This is a genomic window from Vicinamibacterales bacterium (assembly GCA_036504215.1).
In the GTDB taxonomy this organism is placed as follows: Bacteria; Acidobacteriota; Vicinamibacteria; order Vicinamibacterales; family Fen-181; genus FEN-299.
On the sequence record DASXVO010000007.1, the window covers coordinates 77025 to 95747 of the forward strand.

At 67.3% G+C, this 18723-nt stretch carries 16 protein-coding genes; 8 read left to right on the top strand and 8 right to left on the bottom strand.

Features of this window, described 5'->3' with window-relative positions:
* Window positions 1-56 precede the first annotated feature (56 nt).
* Both VGK32_02320 and VGK32_02325 read right to left on the bottom strand, forming a co-directional pair.
* The gene (locus VGK32_02320) at window positions 57-920 is read right to left on the bottom strand and encodes an FHA domain-containing protein (protein HEY3380570.1); all 864 of its coding nucleotides are present in this window, start codon (window positions 918-920) and stop codon (window positions 57-59) included.
* Between the two features lie 25 nt (window positions 921-945).
* The gene (locus VGK32_02325) at window positions 946-1254 is read right to left on the bottom strand and encodes a hypothetical protein (GenBank protein ID HEY3380571.1); all 309 of its coding nucleotides are present in this window, start codon (window positions 1252-1254) and stop codon (window positions 946-948) included.
* 109 nt (window positions 1255-1363) lie between these two features.
* Here VGK32_02325 and VGK32_02330 point away from each other — a divergent pair, with 109 nt between their 5' ends.
* A complete protein-coding gene (locus tag VGK32_02330; protein ID HEY3380572.1) occupies window positions 1364-2734 on the top strand; it encodes a sigma-54 dependent transcriptional regulator in 1371 nt (456 codons plus the stop codon).
* 48 nt (window positions 2735-2782) lie between these two features.
* On the opposite strand, the gene VGK32_02335 is transcribed toward VGK32_02330, so the two are convergent.
* The 3 genes from VGK32_02335 to VGK32_02345 are packed head-to-tail and all read right to left on the bottom strand — an operon-like array spanning window position 2783 to window position 4743.
* The gene (locus VGK32_02335; protein HEY3380573.1) at window positions 2783-3250 is read right to left on the bottom strand and encodes a hypothetical protein; all 468 of its coding nucleotides are present in this window, start codon (window positions 3248-3250) and stop codon (window positions 2783-2785) included.
* Between the two features lie 54 nt (window positions 3251-3304).
* Window positions 3305-4021 carry a hypothetical protein gene (locus VGK32_02340; GenBank protein ID HEY3380574.1) on the bottom strand — a complete coding sequence of 239 codons (717 nt, stop codon included), beginning with the start codon at window positions 4019-4021 and terminating at the stop codon, window positions 3305-3307.
* Entirely contained in the window at window positions 4018-4743 is a 726-nt protein-coding gene (locus VGK32_02345) for a zf-TFIIB domain-containing protein (GenBank protein HEY3380575.1), read from the bottom strand. Before VGK32_02345 ends, VGK32_02340 begins: the two co-directional genes overlap by 4 nt.
* A 182-nt stretch (window positions 4744-4925) precedes the next feature.
* Here VGK32_02345 and VGK32_02350 point away from each other — a divergent pair, with 182 nt between their 5' ends.
* Genes VGK32_02350 through VGK32_02360 form a run of 3 tightly spaced genes read left to right on the top strand, consistent with a single transcriptional unit; the run spans window position 4926 to window position 9461 of the window.
* Window positions 4926-7340 carry a formate C-acetyltransferase/glycerol dehydratase family glycyl radical enzyme gene (locus tag VGK32_02350; protein ID HEY3380576.1) on the top strand — a complete coding sequence of 805 codons (2415 nt, stop codon included), beginning with the start codon at window positions 4926-4928 and terminating at the stop codon, window positions 7338-7340.
* 48 nt (window positions 7341-7388) lie between these two features.
* Window positions 7389-8744: a Gfo/Idh/MocA family oxidoreductase gene (locus tag VGK32_02355; GenBank protein ID HEY3380577.1), complete on the top strand. Its 1356-nt coding sequence runs from the start codon at window positions 7389-7391 to the stop codon at window positions 8742-8744.
* A gap of 9 nt (window positions 8745-8753) precedes the next feature.
* A complete protein-coding gene (locus VGK32_02360) occupies window positions 8754-9461 on the top strand; it encodes a DUF1080 domain-containing protein (protein ID HEY3380578.1) in 708 nt (235 codons plus the stop codon).
* Window positions 9462-9565: 104 nt separating this feature from the next.
* Here the strand turns inward: VGK32_02360 and VGK32_02365 are convergent, their stop codons facing one another.
* Both VGK32_02365 and VGK32_02370 read right to left on the bottom strand, forming a co-directional pair.
* A complete protein-coding gene (locus VGK32_02365; GenBank protein ID HEY3380579.1) occupies window positions 9566-12016 on the bottom strand; it encodes a M28 family peptidase in 2451 nt (816 codons plus the stop codon).
* A gap of 44 nt (window positions 12017-12060) precedes the next feature.
* The gene (locus VGK32_02370; protein HEY3380580.1) at window positions 12061-13158 is read right to left on the bottom strand and encodes a hypothetical protein; all 1098 of its coding nucleotides are present in this window, start codon (window positions 13156-13158) and stop codon (window positions 12061-12063) included.
* A gap of 24 nt (window positions 13159-13182) precedes the next feature.
* Here VGK32_02370 and VGK32_02375 point away from each other — a divergent pair, with 24 nt between their 5' ends.
* From VGK32_02375 to VGK32_02385, 3 genes are all read left to right on the top strand, one after another.
* Window positions 13183-14298, top strand: coding sequence for an aminotransferase class I/II-fold pyridoxal phosphate-dependent enzyme (locus VGK32_02375; protein ID HEY3380581.1), 1116 nt, complete (start codon window positions 13183-13185; stop codon window positions 14296-14298).
* 303 nt (window positions 14299-14601) lie between these two features.
* Window positions 14602-14991: a hypothetical protein gene (locus tag VGK32_02380; GenBank protein ID HEY3380582.1), complete on the top strand. Its 390-nt coding sequence runs from the start codon at window positions 14602-14604 to the stop codon at window positions 14989-14991.
* A 468-nt stretch (window positions 14992-15459) separates the two neighbouring features.
* Window positions 15460-16008 (top strand): response regulator, encoded by a 549-nt coding sequence (locus VGK32_02385; GenBank protein HEY3380583.1) that lies wholly within the window; start codon window positions 15460-15462, stop codon window positions 16006-16008.
* Window positions 16009-16022: 14 nt separating this feature from the next.
* On the opposite strand, the gene VGK32_02390 is transcribed toward VGK32_02385, so the two are convergent.
* Window positions 16023-16595: a chalcone isomerase family protein gene (locus tag VGK32_02390; protein ID HEY3380584.1), complete on the bottom strand. Its 573-nt coding sequence runs from the start codon at window positions 16593-16595 to the stop codon at window positions 16023-16025.
* A gap of 168 nt (window positions 16596-16763) precedes the next feature.
* Here VGK32_02390 and VGK32_02395 point away from each other — a divergent pair, with 168 nt between their 5' ends.
* A complete protein-coding gene (locus VGK32_02395; protein HEY3380585.1) occupies window positions 16764-18617 on the top strand; it encodes a M28 family peptidase in 1854 nt (617 codons plus the stop codon).
* The last annotated feature ends 106 nt before the right edge of the window (window positions 18618-18723 follow it).

The following is an 18723-nucleotide window of genomic DNA, read 5'->3' on the forward strand; positions in this document are numbered from 1 at the left end:
GCCGGCCACCAGGACCAGCAGCAGCAGATAGACGTAGCGCAGCCAGTGGAGCGATGTCACGATCCGCTCCCGACCTCGAACTCGAGGACGATGGCGTTCGCAAGGCCGATCCGTGCGCGGGACGGCAACGGCACCTCCACACCCTTGTCGCGTTTGCGGCCTTCGACCACCTCGACGCTCGACGGAATTGCCACGCCGTCCACCGTCGTGCCGAGGCTGCTCAGGTCCTTCAGGAAGAACTGGCCCGACACGTCGTCGCGCCGGAGCCGTACGTGCTCGCGTGACACGTCCGGTGACGCGTCCAGCTTGATGTCCACCCAGTACCCGACGCCGCCGCGGCCGATGACGATCGGGCTCCTGGTCACCGGCACCCGCTGGCGTCCCTGCTTATCCTCATACGTCAGCGTGGCATACAGGGTTCCAGCCGAACCGGGCGCGGGCGCCGCCGGCGCGACGACCTCGCGGCTGCTCGTATGCTCGCCTCGGCGCATGGTGGTGATGCGTCGCGTGCGCGAGCCTTCGAACTCCGGCTGCGCGGGCAGCGTCAACTCGGATGCGATCGCGATATCGCCGGGTGCCATCTCGCCGTCCGCGTCGGGCTCGAAGCGGATCTCCCACGATTCGGGCGGTGCGTCGATCGGCGGGTGGGCTTCCTCGCCTCCGAGCAGCTTTCGCGCGAACCCGCCGGATTTCGCCCGCTCGTTCCAGGCGCGGACCTCGTCATCCAGCGCGCGCTTCGCCTGTTCGGCGATCAGCGGGACGATGCCCTCGATCCGCTGGTGATCGGCCGGATGGAGGTAGACGAAGAAGCGGGACGGCGCCACGGTCGTGTAGAGCAGTGGCTCGAGGTTGGCCCGCATCGCACGGACGATCTCCAGGATGATCGCCTTGCCGGTCGCAAGTTTGTCGGTGTCTGGCATGGTGGTCGCTTCACGCTCCGGTCCACTACCTTACACCGTCCGTGGGGAGGAATGGCAATCGGCTCTTCCCATCGTCCCGGCGGGGACGATGCCGGTGGTCCCTCGCCGCGAAGATCCCGAACGCGATGAGCGGGATCACCACGCACGAGCAGCCCACGAACAACGTGACGAAGAGCATGAACAGCACGGACCCTCCATCCGGACCGTCGGCATCGGTCTGGCGCCGAAGCGTCTCGGCGTCCGTCCGCGCGATCGGGGGCTGTCGAGCCCGCGACCCGACACCCATCGACGGTTGAGGATGACTACGCAAGGCGGCGGCCACAATGAAGACCATCTGATCTGTCTTATTTACAGTTAGTTACGTGACTCTCTGTTCATTCGATCCTGCCTGGAACTCTCAGGAGGTGAGAAAAACTCTCAGGTGCGAGTACACTACGAGCCGCATGTCTCGCCAGATCCTGGTTCTCGATACCCCGGCATCGGTGCTGAGCGAACTCCGCGAGGCCCTGGCGACCGTGGTCGATCCGTCCGCGCAGGTGGAGGTGGTGTGCGATGGCGCCGAGGTGGTGCGCCGCCTCGAGCGCGAGCCGCCCGTCGACGTCCTGGTCGTGCCATACCCGGACGGCGATGGGCGCACGGCGGCCGTCGACGTGATTCGCCGCGTGCGCGCGATCGACACCGGGCTGCCGGTGATTGCGGTGGCGGCGCAGGGCGACGTGCGGATTGCCGCGGAGGCGGTCGAGGCCGGAGCGACCGACTTCCTCGTGCGGGGCGACCGGCTGCGCGAGCGCCTGGCGACGCTCGTTGGCAAGGTGCGGCACACGCTGGCGCTCGTCGATCGGAACCGCGCATTGAAAGAGCAGAACGTCAGGCTGCGGCAGCGAGACCGGGAGCGATCGCAAATCGTCGGCGAGTCGCCGCAGATTCTGGAGGTGCTGGAGCGCATCGTGCGGGTGGCCGCGATTCCGCGTCCGGTGCTCATCGTCGGCGAGCGCGGGACGGGCAAGGAGCTCGTGGCCCGTGCGATCCACGCGACGGCGGGCAAGGGCGAGCGGCCGTTCGTGGCGGTGAACTGTGCGGCGTTTCCCGAGACGCTGCTCGAGAGCGAGCTGTTCGGCCACGAACGCGGTGCCTTCACCGGTGCCGAACGCCTGGCCCCAGGGAAGTTCGAGCAGGCCAACGGCGGCACGCTCTTCCTCGACGAGATCTCGAGGATGCCGCTGCCGTTCCAGCAGAAGATCCTGCGCGTGGTCGAGTACGGGACGTTCACCCGCATCGGCGGGACGCAGGAATTGCGGTCGAGCGCGCGGCTGCTGGCGGCGAGCAATGTGGATCTCGAAGCCGGCATTCGGGCCGGCTGGTTTCTCCCCGACCTGTACGATCGGCTGGCCTTCGAGACCGTTCGCGTGCCGCCGCTGCGCGAGCGGCAGGGGGATATTCGCTTCCTCGCACGCCACTTCCTCCGCGAATTCCTCCGCGAAGTGCCGTCGCTCGGTGAAAAGGGCTTTGCCGAGGATGCGCTGGAACTGCTCGAACGCCATTCGTTTCCGGGGAACGTTCGCGAACTGAAGACGACCATCGAGCGAGCGGCCTATCGCGACACGACGCGCGAGATCAACATCGAGGACCTGGCGTTGCCGCTGCCGGCCGCCGCGTCGTCCGCGGGTGGGACGTTCAGCGAGCGCGTGGCGGCTTTCGAGCGCCAGCTCGTGCACGACGCGCTCGAAGCGTCACACGGCAACCAAGCCGATGCGGCGCGCCACCTGGGGCTGGCGTACCACCGGTTCCGGTACTACGCGCACAAGTACCGCTGAGTGGGACCAGACGGCCACCACCACGATCACGCGGGTCACCAAGACGAGTCAGGCTGGCTCGGACACCGGTACTGGCGCTGCCTCCGGCGAGCCCGTCCCATCGCTCTCGGCGGCTGCCGAGGCTGACTCATCCAGGTTCGCCGCGTCCGCGTCGCCCGACCTGGCTTCCTCGACGTCCGGGTCGTCCCACAGGAAGCCGATGCGGCGCCGCTTCTCGTGCGGCTGCTTCGGGATGACCTGCAACATCAGCTGCAGCGCGTCCACGTGGCAGAGCAGGCGATAGCGGCCCGGTTCGTCCGCCGGACCGTCGACGACGACGAGTTCGGAGCCGCGGACACCGATATGTTCCACGCTGAACGCACGGCCTCCCATCATCGCGACGATGTGGAAGTTCTCGTTGTCCTTCAACTGTGCTTCGAATTCCTGCAGACACTGCCGCAACCGCGCCGCGAACGTCTTGGCGGTCTGCGGGGTGGGGATGAGCAGCGCTCCCGACTCGAAACCAACCTTCGGCATATCGCACTCCTCGTCTCGACACGATGGTCGAGCCGGCCTTCTTCTGGGGCCGGTCTACAGAGCAGAGGCGTTGAAGACAATCCAGCAGCCGACGCCAAAGAGCAGAATCCACCGCACCAGTCCGCGCAGTGTGAGGCGCGAGAGCGACAGGGCACACTCGCGGACGAATGCGAGCGGCAGCAGGCCGAACGCGGCCAGCGGTGCGCCACGAAGCCCGATGGGGAATCCGTCCCAGAAGCCGGCACCACCGAGCAGCGCGAGGTAGGGTGTGCGCTGGCGGATGGCCAGGACGAAGGCCCAGCCGCCGTAGATGCCGACGGCCGCCAGCGGCAGCTTCGTCCACCAGGCCTTGAATCCGGGCGGACCGGCGAGGCGCCACGTGGCGAGCAGCGCCAGGGCCAACGTCGCGCCGGCGAGCACGACCGGCGTCGGCTGTCTCAGCACCGTGACACCAAGGCTCACGCCCCCGAGCGTCCACGTGGCCGCCACCAGGAAGAGCAGGAGCAGGAACAACGGGGCGAGCGGATCGGTCAGCCAGCCGCGGCCGCCAATGCGACCGCCCTTCGACAGCACCCAGAGGCTCAGCAGGAAGTAGACGGCCGTGGCGGCAACCACACCGATGCGAATTGGCGAGGGGGAGTTCCACGTTTCGTAGGCGGCATCGATGACGACCGCGTCGAGCGCGAGGCGAACCAGCACGGCGCCGATGCGGATCGCCAGTTGCCGGCGCTTCGATGCGGCCGGAGCGGACGAGGTCTTCACGTCGTTCATCCCAACAGTCCCTTCAGGACCTGCAGGCCGGTGGCGAGCAGGTCGGTCGAGTCCGCGCGGAGTGCCTGCCGGAATCCGTCGGGGTTCTCCCCGGCCTCGGCGAACACCCGCTCGGCGCGGACGCGTTCCATCATGACGCGCAACGGCCAGTCGGGCGCGATTGTCTTCTCTTCCTGATCCGCCGTCCGCAACTCGGCGACCGCTTTCCGCACCTGGTCGGGGTCGAGGATCGCGATCGGCGTGCGGCAGTAGCCACACGCTGCGCCGCGCTCGATGTCCACTGGCGCCCCGCAATTCGAGCAATTGACCTGGCGGATGTGCTTGCGGAGTTCATCGACCTCCGTGACCGCCAGGCTGCGGACGAAGTTCTTCGCCCGAAGGAACTGGTAGTAGGTCAGGAATCGGCCGTGCGCCTCGGGGCATCGGAAGTAGGAGAACCGCGTCGTGCGCTGGAGGTCGTGCACTTCCGTCAGGCGATGCGTGCAGCGCGGGCAGCCGAGTCGCACGGCCAGTTGCACGCGGGCCTGGCTCTCGACCCCGGCAATGAGACCGAGCAACTCCAGCGTGGCTCCCGGCGTCAACTGGAGCAGTTCCTGGTTGTCGAACCAGATGCCCTGACAACCCTGGCACAGGTCAATCGTGATCGGCGGGCCGTAGCGCCGCTCGAACACGCGTGAGGTCATGGCCGCCAGGCAACTCGGACAGTTCAGCGTGTCGCTCATGGAATCTACCGGGGGACGTCAGCTGCGAAATTCTCCCCCGAAGCGCCTCGGCGCGCAACCAGAAGCTCGGCCGAGCGGCCAACCCCTGCAGTTGATCTCTTCGGCCCTCTGCGCTACGGTTGTCGCGGGCTGACGTGGGGGCGCCTATCGCCGACGTCGCTACAACGGATGGGGAGGCACACGTGTCGGCAAGCTGGGTCGAGAGTGGGTTCGTGCCCGAGTCGATTGTGCACCCGGCAACGGGGCCGACAGGTCGCGTCCTCGCCGGCATTCGCCGGAATCTCACCGCCAGGCCTGAGCTGCACGCCGAGCGGGCCGTGTCCGCGACGGCGAGCTACAGCGAGACCGAAGGTGAGCCGCTCGTCATCCGACGCGCCAAGATGATTCGCCGGATTCTCGACGAGCACCCCGTCGTCATCCAGGACGGCGAGATCATCGTCGGGATGAAGACGCGGACGCCGCGCGGCTCACCGGTCTTTCCGGAGATCAACTGCACCTGGGTCGAGCGCGATCTCGATCGCCTGGCCACGCGGTCCGACACGCCGTTCTTCGTCGCCGACGAGACGAAGCGGGCGCTCGGCGAGCACGTGTTTCCCTACTGGCGCGGCCGGCAGGTCTACGACCGGCTGATGGAGGCCGTGCCGCCGGACATGTGGCGCGCCGACGAGCGGGGCGTGCTCTACCACTATTTCCGGTCGCGCACGATCGGCCACATCAACGCCGGGTACGAGAAGGTGCTCCGGAAAGGGATGCGCGGGATCGTGGCCGACGTCGATGGCGTCCGGTCACGGCTTCGCCTGGACGACCCCGAGGATCGGGATCGCGCGCTGTTCCTCGACTCGGTGGCCATGGTGTGCGAGGCGACGGTCGCCTTTGCACACCGCCACGCCGCGGTCCTGCGCTGCCTCGCGGACGGGGCGGACGAGGCGGGGAGGCCGCAGGAACTCCTCCGAATGGCGGACGTGTGCGAGCGAGTCCCGGCAGAACCCGCGCGCACCTTCCACGAGGCGCTGCAGTCGTTCTGGTTCACGCACCTGGTGCTGAACCTCGAGACCGACGGCCACGCGTTCGGACCCGGCCGGTTCGACCAGTACATGAACCCGTACTACCGCTGTTCGCTGGACGCCGGCGACCTGACGCACGACGCGGCGCAGGAACTGCTCGATCTGCTGTGGATCAAGTTCGACGAAATCACACTGGCGAAGGACGCGGGTGAGTCACAGACGAGCAGCTCGTATCCGGATTTTCAGAATTTGAACGTCGGCGGCCTGGCGCGTGACGGTCGCGACGCGACCAACGCGCTGTCGTTCATGTGTCTCACGGCTCTCGAGCACACGCGCCTGCCGCAGCCTGGGCTCTCGGCACAAATCAGTTCGAAGACGACGTCGCGTTTCCTCATGCGCTGCTGTGAGCTGTTGCGTCTCGGCCTTGGCATGCCGGCGATGTTCAACAGCGACACGCTCGTTCTTGGGATGGTCAACCGCGGCAAGACACTCGAAGACGCCCGCGCCAGCAGCCTGAACGGATGCGTGGCCTGCTTCTGCGACGGGAAGGACCGCATGGCGTCGAGCGGGTACTTCAACCTCGCAAAGTGTCTCGAGCTCGCGCTCAACAACGGCGTCGATCGCCTGACGGGCGAACCCCTCGGGCCGCCGACCGGCGACCCGGCCGGCTTCGCGACGTTCGACGAGGTCCTCGAGGCGTTCACCAGGCAGGTGGCGCACTTTGCGGACGCCAAGGTCCGATACGACGACATCGTCCGCGACGCCTATGCGCGACACAGCCCCGTGCCGTTCACGTCGGCCGTCATCGACGACTGCATCGAGCAGGCGCTCGACTGGCACCGCGGCGGCGCCCATTACCGCATTGCGACCGTCTCGGGCGTGGCCATCGGCACCGTCGCCGACGCGCTGTCCGCCATCCGCACGCACGTCTTCGAGCGTGGCCAGTTCACGATGGCGCAGCTCGTGACGGCGCTGGACGCGAATTGGCAGGGCCACGAGGTGATGCGCGAGGTCTTCGTCAACCGGACGCCGCACTACGGCAATGACGACGAGGGCGCGGATGAACTGGCGTCGTTGGCGCAGCGCATCTTCTGCGACGAGATCGAACGTCATCGCGACATCCAAGGGGCCAGGTACTGGGTGGACCTGTTGCCGACGACGTCCCATATCGCCCTCGGTGAACTCACGGGGGCGACGCCAGACGGCCGGTTCGCGGGGACTCCACTGTCGGAGGGTGTATCACCCGTTCAGGGGCACGATCAGCGCGGGCCAACGGCGGCGGCGCGGTCGGTTGCCAGACTCGATCACGCGAGGACGAACGGCACGCTCCTCAACATGCGCGTGAACCCGGACTGCCTGCGAACGACCGAGGACCTGCGCAGGCTGGCGGCGCTCATTCGGGGCTACTTCGACCAGGGCGGCCACCACGTCCAGTTCAATGTCGTGGACCGGGCGGTGCTGCTCGATGCGATGGCGCACCCCGAGCAGCATCGCGATCTGATGGTTCGCGTCGCCGGCTACTCCGATTACTTCGTGCTGCTCAGCCCCGACATCCAGCGCGAGATCCTGTCGAGAACCGAACACGGGCTGTGACACGACGGCGTCAACTGCGCCGAGCCCAGCCTCTCTCGAGGAGCACTCATGAGCCATCACCACGGACAGACCCGGCGGGCGTTTCTTGGTTCGGTGACCGGGGCCGCGACCGTTGCCCTCGCGGCCGTGAACGTGCGGGGCCTGTCCAGGCGCCCCGAGGCCGATGCGGCGACCGGCCGGTCGGCGCGTGCGGCGAACGATCGGATTCAAATTGCGTTGATTGGTGCCGGCGGCATGGGCGTGGAGGATGCCAAGACGGCCCTCACGATCGACGGCGTGCGCCTCGTCGCGGCGTGCGACCTCTACGACGGGCGTCTGCAGAAGGCGCAGGAGATGTGGGGACGCGACATCCTCACGACGCGCGACTACCGCGAAGTGCTGGCGCGCAAGAACGTCGACGCGGTTATCATCGGCACGCCGGACCATTGGCACCAGCGGATCTCGATAGACGCCATGGACGCCGGCAAGGCGGTCTATTGCGAGAAGCCGATGGTTCACGAATTGGGTGAGGGCGACGCGGTGATTGCGGCCCAGCGCCGCAACAAGGCCGTCTTCGAGGTGGGCAGCCAGGGCATGAGTTCGCTCGGCAACGAGAAGGCGAGGGAACTGCTCGCGGCAGGCGCCATCGGCACGCTGAACTACGCCGAAGGGTTCTGGGCCCGCAATTCCCCGGTCGGCGCGTGGCAGTATCCCGTGCCGAAGGACGCGTCGGCGCAGACACTCGACTTCGACCGCTTCCTCGGCTCCTCCCCGAAGCGCCCCTTCGATCCCATCCGCTTCTTCCGCTGGCGCAACTATCGCGACTACGGCACCGGTGTCAGCGGCGACCTGTTCGTCCACCTGTTCTCGAGCCTGCACTTCATCACCGGCTCGATGGGACCGACCACGATCATGGCGTCCGGCGGACTCCGCTACTGGAAGGACGGCCGCGACGCACCCGACATCATGCTCGGCATGTTCGAGTATCCCGAGGCCGCGGCGCACCCGCCCTTCAATCTGTCGCTCCGCGTCAACTTCGTCGACGGGACCTCGGGCAGCACGTACCTGCGCCTGGTGGGTAGCGAGGGCGCGATGGACGTCACCTGGGACGACGTGACGCTCAGGCGCAACAAGAAATGGGATCCGCTGCGCGCCATCCAGGCCGAGTTCAGGGACGACCCCGAACCGGCGTCCCGCCAGCAGATGCTGCCCTCGGCCGTCGTCTACAAGGTGGAGACCGGCTACAAGGGAGCACACTACGATCACTTCAACAACCTCTTCACCGCCATGCGCGGAGGGAAGCCCGTGGCCGAGGACGCGGTGTTCGGCTATCGCGCGGCGGCGCCGGCCCTGGCGTGCAACCAGAGCTACTACGAGAAACGCGTCATCCACTGGGACCCGGTGGGGATGAAGGTCGTGGGATAGGTGAAATCCATGAAGATATCCATCCTCGTTTCGACGGTGCTCGTGCTTCTCGGAGCCGTCGTGTCCGCGCAGGCCCCGTCGCCCAACACGCTGACGCCCGTCGAGCGGTCCGCCGGGTGGCGGCTGCTGTTCGACGGACGCTCGACGAGCGGCTGGCACACATTCGGGAAGGACCGCGTCGTCGGCTGGGAGATTGCCAACGGTGAACTGATCGCTCTCGGCCTGGGCGGCGATCACGCGAACGACATCGTCACGAACGACGAGTTCGAGAACTTCGAACTGGCGGTCGAGTGGAAGCTGTCACCGCGCGCCAACAGCGGCATCTTCTTCGATGTCGTCGAGCAGGGCTACGAGCAGATCTACGCGACCGGTCCCGAGTACCAGTTGATCGACGACGATGGGTGGCCGGACAAGCTGGAGGACTGGCAGCACACCGGGGCGAATTACGCGATGCACCCGCCGTCGCAGAAAGCCTCGAAACCGGTCGGGCAGTGGAACCGGACGCGCATCGTGGTGAACCGCGGCCACGTCGAGCACTACCTGAACGGCGCCAAGGTGGTCGAGTACGACCTGTGGACGCCCGACTGGCAGCAGCGCGTCATGGCCGGCAAGTGGAAGGACTTCCCGGGTTACGGCAAAGCCAGGCGCGGGAAGATCGGCCTGCAGGACCACGGGAACAGGGTGTATTTCAGGAGTATCAAGGTCAGGACGATATAGGGTGCTTCAGGTGCCTCAGGTGCTGCAGGTGCGGCGTGGAGGGTACGAGTAGGTGTGGGACGGACGAGGACGCCCGTCCCACTCACCGTCTGGAGCCTCGAGCCCTACTGTCCGAGCTTCTTCAGATTCCCGCCCAGGCGGCCTGCGTTTGGCGGCGGCATCTGCATCGGTCCCGTCTGCGGCGGGTTCACGCCAACCATCGCGTAGATTTCGTCCTTCGTCCACCCGGCCTTGATGAGCGCCAGGTACATCTGCTGCTTGGCCTCGTCCACGCGCCGCTTCTTCGCCGCGTCGGTCACCACTGGTTCACCCATCGGCGACGATGCCACGCTTTCCCTGGTGGTCAGCAGCAGGCCGTCCGAACCTCCGATGGCGTTCTTCAGGTCGATGAGCTTCGACGCCACGGCCTGCGGGGCCGTCGCGTCGAACTCCACCGACATCAGGACGTTCTTCGTCTTGAGGCGCGTGGCGACCGGCGCCGCGGGCACACTCATCGCGCCCGTCAGGATGAACGGCTTCTTTGCGGCATCCAGCATGTCGTCGAGCAGTTGCATCGACGGGTTGACCAGCGTCACCACGACGCCGCTCGACTCGAACTGATCGAGTGCGGTCCGACCGCGATCCGTGAGGCCGCCGGGGGTGAACCAGGCGCCATCACCGCGTGCGGTCACTTCCACACGGCCGACGCCGAGCAACTTGGCGGCGGTGTCGATGAGCGCGAGGTTCCCGCCGAAGGCCGTCGTGTCGTTGAGCGAGATGTTGAATCGCGGTCCCTGGATCGGTGCGTTCTGGCCGCCGAACATCACGGCACGGCCGCCTGGTCTCACCTCGGCGATGTTGATCGGGTTCAGCCGCATGCCGTTGTAGAGGTGGAGCCGGTCCGGCACGATCATCGCCGTCGTGTTGTCGTTCGCAACGTTGATGAGGCCCTGCAGGACGAACTGTCCGGTCTTGCGGAGGATCTCCGGGTCGATCTTCGCAGCCTTGTCGCCCGCGTCGTGATAGTCCGGGTGACCTGCGCCGCCGCTCGTCATCAAGGCCAGCGACTCGATGCCCTGCTCGATGAAGCCGGAGAAATCGCTGCCGCCTGGGCCGCCGGTGGACGCATCCACCACCTTCGCCACGTCCGGATCCTGGTTCCGCATGATCACGTCGAAGATCGCAGGGAAGTTCAGCGCGCCCGGCGCGTCGATCCGATCACCGAGTCCGACCATGTCGCCGTTGAAGTTGACGACGACGTTCTCCATCTTCACGCCGTCGCTCGGCGTCTTGGTCCAGTAGTTCGAGCCGATGAGCCCCATCTCCTCGCCGCACCACAGCGCGAAGACAATGGTGCGCTTCGGCTTGATGGTCGCCGCGTTCGCCGCCATCAGCCGCGCCATTTCCATCGTCAGCGCCGAGCCCGACGCGTCGTCGTCGGCGCCGTTGTAGACGACGCCGTCGGTCGTGCCGACGTGATCGAGGTGGCCGCCCACGACGATGTACTGCGACTTCAGCCTGGGATCGGTGCCCTCGACCTTGCCGATTACGTTGTGGGAGATGTTGTTCTTGAACCTCTCGCCGTAGAAGGTGACGGAGGCGTAACCCTTGATCAGGGCCTTGACACCCGTCGTCTGCGATCGGGGCTTCTTGTCGCGGATGTCGCGACGCACGTCCGAGATCCGGCTGACGAAGCCGCGCGGGGATTCCTGCTCCAGATTGCGGTACATCACCTGACGGAACACGCGCTCGTTACAGTCGCCGACGACCAGGAACGGGCGGGTGAAGGCTGATGCCTCGACCGCCGGGCGCCCCATGAACGCCGCGATCGCCTGCGCCTGGCTCGGTGCGGCGGCTGGTGCGAACGGGTTCGGCGCCTGCAGCTTGTCCGGGCTGAAGAGGATGATGCCGGCAGCGCCCTTGTCGTAGGCGGTCGCCACCTTTGCGTTGTCGCGCGATTCGTCGGCCCAGGGTTCGGGATTCTTCGGCTGTGGCGGGGCGACGCCGAACATGCCGCGGGCGGGCGGCGCGTCCTTTGGCGATCCCTTGAACGCGAGGACGATCCTGCCCTTCACATCGATGCCTGCGTACTCGTCGAGGCCCTTGGCCGGGGCGGAGATGCCGTACCCGACGAACACGATCTCGCCGCTGGCCTGAGCACCAGGAGTGGACCTGGCGTCGAGCGCGAAATCACTGTCGCGGACATGAAACGCGCGACCGTCGACGACGAGTTCCGGGATGCCGGAGGTCCAGGCGAAATCCGTCCGGGGTCCGGTGATTGGGACATTCTGGAGGAACGTGCCGTTGTCACCCGCCGGCTTCAAGCCCCACTCCTTGAACTTGGCGGCGGCCCATTCGGCCGTCTTCTCGTAGCCGGGAGTCAGCGTCTGGCGGCCCTGCTTGTCGTCTGCGGCCAGGTAGTCGATGTAGCCCTTGATGACCTTCCCGTCCACCTTGATTGATGCGGCAGCGGTTGCCGCGTGCCCGGCCTTCGACTGAGCCGCCATCGGCGCCACGAGGACCGCCGCGAGGATGATGGAGAAGCCGATCGCGAGAGATGTCTTGCGCCGAGTCATACGGTACGTCCTTTCGCGGGTTGAGAGCGCATGGGACTGGCCCGCTACTTTTCCGGGCCGAAGCGGGTGCCGAGTCCGCGCGCCACTGCGCGGCCGTATGCGAGCAGTGCGATCGCCGTGTCCTGCACGCCCACGCCTGTCAGCGCGCACACGGTGATGTCGTCCTCCCGTTCGCGGCCTGCCCGGCGGCCCGACGTCATGTCTCCGAGTTCCCGGACATCCGCGGTTTGGTCGATCGCACGGCTCTGGAGGGCGTGGTAGAACTCGCCCCGCGCAAAGCACTGCGTCTTGAGGTCGCACGCCAGCCGCGTGGCGCGCGCGAGGACGCCGCTCTCGAGTTCCTGTTTCTCGGGGATGTCCGCACCCATCGCGGTGATGTGCAGGCCCGGGTGGAGCCACTCGGCCTTGACGACGGGCTGGCGCGATGGGGTGCACGTCACCACCACCTGGCTTTCCCGCACGAGCAATTCCGGATCCGCGGGCCCGACGGTGACCGACACCCGCCCACCTGTCGCGGCGGCGTCGGCCTCCAGCAGCGCCGGCAGTTCGCGCACGTAGGCATCAACCGCCGCCGGCGACTGGTCGTACACGAGGACGCGGTCGAACGTGCGCACGAGCCTCAGCGCGCGGACCTGGTAGCGCCCCTGGGCGCCGGCGCCCACGACACCGACGGTGCGGACCTCGCGCGGCGCCAGGTGCCTGGCCGCAATCGCGCCGGCCAGCCCCGTGCGGACGTCGGTCAGGTACCCGTTGTCGAGCAGCACCGCCTCCGGAAAGCCGGTGAGCGTGCTGACGACCACCATGAGGCCGCTCGAGTTCGGGAGCCCCCAGAGCGTGTTGTCGAAGAACCCTGACGCGATCTTGATTGCCAGGCTCGGCAGTCCGTGGATATAGGCCGCTTTCACATCCACTTCGCCACGCCGGCTCGGCACGAACAGGCCGACGATCGGCGGGACGTCTGCCAGGCCTCCGGCGAGCCGCGTGAAGGCGTCCTCGACAGCGGCCAGCGCCTCGACGTCGAGCGCGACGAGGCTCCTGATCTCGCGCTCGGTCAGCACGACGATCGGCGCCACCGATGGCGGCGCGGCGTGGTCGGCGGAGGCGTTGCGGCGGGCGCTCCCGCGGTCGTGGGATTTCGTCATTGGGACATGATATACATTGACACCATGAGAATTCCGACTTTCGAGATGGAACGCATGCAGTCGACGTGGGAAAATCTCGTCGACTACGACATGAGCGAGAGCGGGGTCCGGCCGATCACGCTGCGCGAACTCGTCGAGATGGGATTCGACCTCGACGCCGCCATGGACACGCCGCTTGGTTACAGCCAGTCGAATGGCACGCTGCCGCTCCGCGAACTCCTGACGGCGATCTACCCGGGCGCAACCGTCGATCACATCGAGGTGACCAACGGGACCTCTGAGGCGAACTACATCGTCGCGCTGAGCCGGCTCGTCGCGGGCGACGAGGTGGCGATGGAGGTGCCCAACTACATGCAGCTCTGGGGTGTGCCGCACAGCCTCCAGGCGACGATCAACACCTTCAGGCTTCGCCCGGACCGGGACTGGGAGCCCGACTGGGACGAGTTCGAACGCGCCGTGAACCCGAGGACGCGGCTGCTCTATCTCTCCAACCCCAACAACCCGTCTGGCGCCGTCCTCTCCGACGAGGCGATGCGGCGCATTGTCCGACGATGCGAGGAGATGAACACGTTGCTCCTGGCCGACGAGGTCTACCTCGGCGCCGAGATCGAGGACGATCGCACCAAGAGCTTCTGGGGCATGAGCGACAAGGTCGTCGTCACGAGCGGCCTGTCGAAGGCCTACGGGATCCCGGGCGTCCGCATCGGCTGGATCATCGGCCCGCCCGCATTCATCGCCACCTGCTGGAGCCAGCACGACTACCTGACGATTGGCCCCAACAAGCTGTCCGACCTCGTGGCGCGGACCGCGGTCTCCGCGGCCAACCGCGAGAAGCTCTACGCGCGGACGAGGGCCCTGCTGAACGCGAACCTTCCGATCATCAGCGAGTGGGCAGCCCGCTTCGGCGGTCTGCTGAGCTTCAACCGGCCCCGGGCGGGTGCGATGGCGCTCGTTCAGTACCACGCGGACGTGCCCAGCCTCGAGCTCTGCGAGCGCATCCGGAAGACGCAGAGCACCCTCATCGTGCCGGGGAGCCATGTCGGCCTCGAAGGGTACCTGCGCCTGTGGTACGGCGGACGCCAGGAGTACATCACCGAAGGCTTCAGACGCGTCGGGTTGGTGCTCGAGACGTTGCGGTAGACGCAGCACTCTCGACACCTCCACAGACGCCAATCGACCGTGGCGGATCTGTGTGGATAGCGGCGACAATAGTCGCCTTCAGGGGTGTCTTTGTGGCACACGGACGCGCCACGGCTGGTGTCCTCACCACGGTGTTTTGTTCGGCAATGCAGGGCGTTGTGGTCAGACGGCCCGCCTGGAGGCCGTCGTCACCTCGTCGGCACCAGGATTGCTGTTGACGACCACCATGGTCCGTCCGGCCATGGTCGTTCAGGCCGGCACTGTTCAATGGCCCCCAGTCGTGCCACGGTCGTCGAGATCCTCATGAGATACGCTGCAGTTCTTGGGATGGTCCTCGGTCTTCTGGGTCTGGCGCACACGGTGTCGGCGCAGAACGTCTCACCCGGCTGCCTGACGGTGGACCGTACGCAGATTCGCATCGTCGCCAGCGGCGCCGGTTGCCAGCCTTCCGAACTTGCGGTGGCTGTCCGCTGGCCCGCTCCGTCCTCGCAGATTCCCGAAGCGTTGCCCAAGCGGCCCGACTCAACGGGCGAAGCCATGGTCCGGTTCTTCGCCGGCCAACCGGCCGCGGCCGATGTCGCCGTGCCCGTTCAACGCGCGGATGCCGTCACGGCGGTGCCGGTGACGCCGCTGCTCGCCGGCGTGGGCGTCCGGTTGCCGACGCTGGCGGCGTCGCCCTGGAGCTCCCGCTAGCGCGCGTCGCCTCCGCGCCGCTTTACACACAATCGACAGCAGAGCCCTGACGAACCGGCGGCTTGGCGCCGATGCCCACTACGATCGGTTCGCTCTGCATGTTCACTCGTCGTACGCCTTTCCACGTTCTCGACGCTTCGCGCGTGCGCCTGATGGCCGGACTCGTGGTGTGCGTCCACGTGGTTCCAGCCGTCGCCCTCCAACCCAACAAGGCCGTCACCGAGTACAGTCTCCAACAGTGGCAGGCCGATCAGGGCCTGCCGCAGAACACCGTGTCGGCGGTGGCGCAGACTCGTGACGGATACATCTGGGTGGGCACCGACAAGGGCCCGGCGCTGCTCCAGGCCGGTCGCGTCGCCCGGCCGTTCGAGACAGCCGGCTTCGCGGTGCGCGTTCGTCCGCGATCGCGCGGGGGCGCTCTGGATAGGCACGGAAGGAGCCGGTCTCTTCCGATTCGTCAATGGCAGCGTGTCCCGATTGCGGCGCGACGACGGGCTCTCGGACAACGCGACGGTGACGATCCTGGAAGACCGCGAAGGCAATCCCTGGGTCGGCACGCTGGCCGGCGGGCTCAATTGTCTGACCGACGGTCCGTTCGTGACGGTCGGGCGCCCGGAAGGACTCCCTGACGAACTCGTCTGGGCGGTCTTCGAAGACCACGCACGCGACATCTGGGTCGGCACCGGAGGGCGCGGGTTGAGCCGGCTGTCCAACGGTCGCGTCACGACGTTCACGGTGCGCGACGGGCTGCCCGACGTCGTGCTGATGGACATCCAGATGCCGGAAATGAACGGGCTCGAGGCCACGACGTTGATACGGGCCAGAGAGGGGGCCGCCGGACCCCGTACGCCGATCATCGCGCTCACCGCGCACGCGATGGCAGGAGACCGGGAGAAGTGGCTCGCGGTGGGGCTGGACGACTACCTCTCGAAGCCGATCCAGCAAAACGCGTTGGCCGAAGCCATCGGGCGGGTGACAGGTCTCGCCCCGGCGGCGCCGTCACCGCCCGGGGCGTGACCGGCCGCTTCCCGCTACTTCCCGCCGAGCAGCCCCTTCTTCAGGTCCGGTGACACCGGCTTGGGGCCGAGCCAGATCTTCAGCAGCGCATTGGCGAAGTCGTCACCGGCGATGATGTCCTTGGCCTGCCCGCGGACGGTGATCTGGGTGCCCTTCCCCGGCAGGAGGTCGAGCAGGATCGCGTCGCCCCTCTTCGCCTCCTTGGCCGCCGAGAAGATCGCGCTCATCTGCTTGATGCGCGGCTGGAACCCCTGGAACTCCGCGGCGCTCGTGTTCTCCTTCAGCGCCTCGATCAACGACTCCTGCAGCGTGTCGGCGGCGACGTCGCGCAGCATGGCGAGGTGCACGCGACGGGGCGTCGCGGCCGAAATGACCGCGCCGGCATCGCCGGTCTTTTGCGCGACGTAGAGCGCCGCCACGTAGACCTTGGCGAGGCCGAACTTCACGCGGATGCCTCCGCCGTTGAGCACCAGGTCCGATCCGCCGACCTGCGCGCGATCGGGCAGATTCACGCCGCCGATCTCCGTCGCGGTCACGGCGGTGATTGCCGCCAGGATGAATGCCGCCGCTGCCAGCCATCTCTTCATGATCTCGGTCTCCTTGTCGGGTTGCCCGGCTGTAGGTGGAGGGCGCCATCATACCCGATGAGCGGCCGCCGGCCCTACACGCCGGCCGCGAACCGGCAACTGCTGCCGCCGCCGCGCAGGTGCACGCCGTCCTTGACCCTCGGGTCGGGCCGAGGATAGGCTCCAGTCATGTTGCACCGCAGGCGCCTGTCGCTCTCCACGGGTCTTCTTCTCACTGTTGCGGCGCTCGCCGCGTCACCGGACCTCGGGGCATCCGGCCAGAAGGCCGCCACCGCGGAGCGGATTGACGCGGCATCCGTCCGTGCCGCGCAGGGAATCGACGCGTTTCTGCCGCCCACCGCGGGTTCGATCGGCCGCGCCCTCGGCAGCCGTTTCGATCCGAAGCGTGCCATGGACCTCGTGACGTTCATGGATCAGTACTGGCGGCTCGCCGGAAATCCCGGCTACGACGCCTCGATGGGACGCATCAGGGCCGGTCTCGTGGACGCCGGCTACCGGGATGGTCGAACGCCCGCCGACGGGTCGAGCGCGCTCTGGGTCGAGGAGTACCCGAACGGCGGGAACGGCTGGGAGCTCGTGCGCGCGGAGATGACCATCGTCGATCCCGCGCGCGGGACGGCCATCGAACCGGTGTTCGATCCGGTGGTGGACTACATCGCGCTCTGCATGAACTCGTTCTCGACGCCGGCCGGAGGAATCACGGCTCCGCTGGTCTACGTCGGGGTGGGCGCGGACGAGGCGAGCTACGCGTCGGTGGACGTCAAGGGCGCCGTCGTGCTCGGCGACGGCAGCTCGCGGGTCCTCTGGGAGCAGGCGGTGCGTCAGCGCGGCGCAATCGGCATCCTCACCGCAGCCCCGCCGGCGAGGTACACACGGCCGGACCAGACGCCTGAGGTATTTCAGTGGGGCGCCGTTCCCTACGACGAGAAGCTGCACGCCTTCGCGTTCAAGGCGAGCCGGAAGGTGGCCGACAGGCTGAAAGCCCGGTTGAAGGAAGGGCCGGTCACCGTGAAGACCGTCGTCGAAACGAAGTTCCGGCCCGCGTCGCCGGGGCGGCTGCTCGTGGCGGAGATTCCCGGGCGGGTGAAGCCGGACGAGCACGTCGTCATGGTTGCTCACGTGCAGGAGCCCGGCGCGAACGACAACGCGAGCGGCTGCGGGACATTGCTCGAACTGGCCCGCGCGCTGCAGTCGGCGATTGCGGCCAAGGCGATCCCTCCTCCAGCCCGAACGCTCACGTTCGTCTGGGGCGACGAAATGCGGGCCAGCCGCGAGTGGCTCCGGGCCGATCCGGCACGCGGGGCGGCGACGCGCTTCATGTTCTCGCTCGACATGACCGGCGAGGATACGTCGAAGACCAGCGGCACGTTTCTCATCGAGAAGGAGCCGGATCCCTCCGCCGTCTGGGCGCGACCGTCCGATCCGCACAGCGAGTGGTGGCCCGGCGATCTCCAGAAGGCCGAGCGGTTGAAGGGCAGCCTGCTGAACGACGTATTCCTGGCCGTCTGCCTGCGCCGCGCCCGCGAGACCGGGTGGGTCGTCCAGACGATCCCGTACGAAGGCGGGAGCGATCACACCATCTTCCTGAATGCGGGTGCTCCCGCGGTGCTGGCCACGCACTTCACCGACCGCTACTACCACACGAACCTCGATCGTGCGGACAAGACGAGTCCGGCGGTGATGGCGCACGTCGGCATCACCGTGGGGACAACGGCGATGGTCCTCGCGTCCGCAAGTCAGGAAGATGCGTTGGCCATCGCTGACCTCGTCGGAGCGGCGGCCACGCGTCGCCTGGAGCTCGAGGCCAGACAGTCCGCGGCCATCGTCGCCCAGGCACCGGATCGTGCGGCCGCGGAGGCCATCGAGCGCGCGGTCATGGACGGGTGGAAGGCCTGGTACTCGCGTGCGCTCGAGAGCGTGCTCACGCTGCCAGCGACGCCGGCCGGTGAGTCGCTGCGTCGGCGCGTGCAGGCCGCCAGGGACAGGCTGGGACCTGGAGGAACGGACGGAATCAGTCGATGAGTGGGGTCAGTCGACACTGATGCGGCTCAGTCGGCGGCCTCGGATCGGCCGACGGGTGCCTGTCTGTCGGCGAGCGGCCGTGAACCGGCGGATCCCCGACTACCGG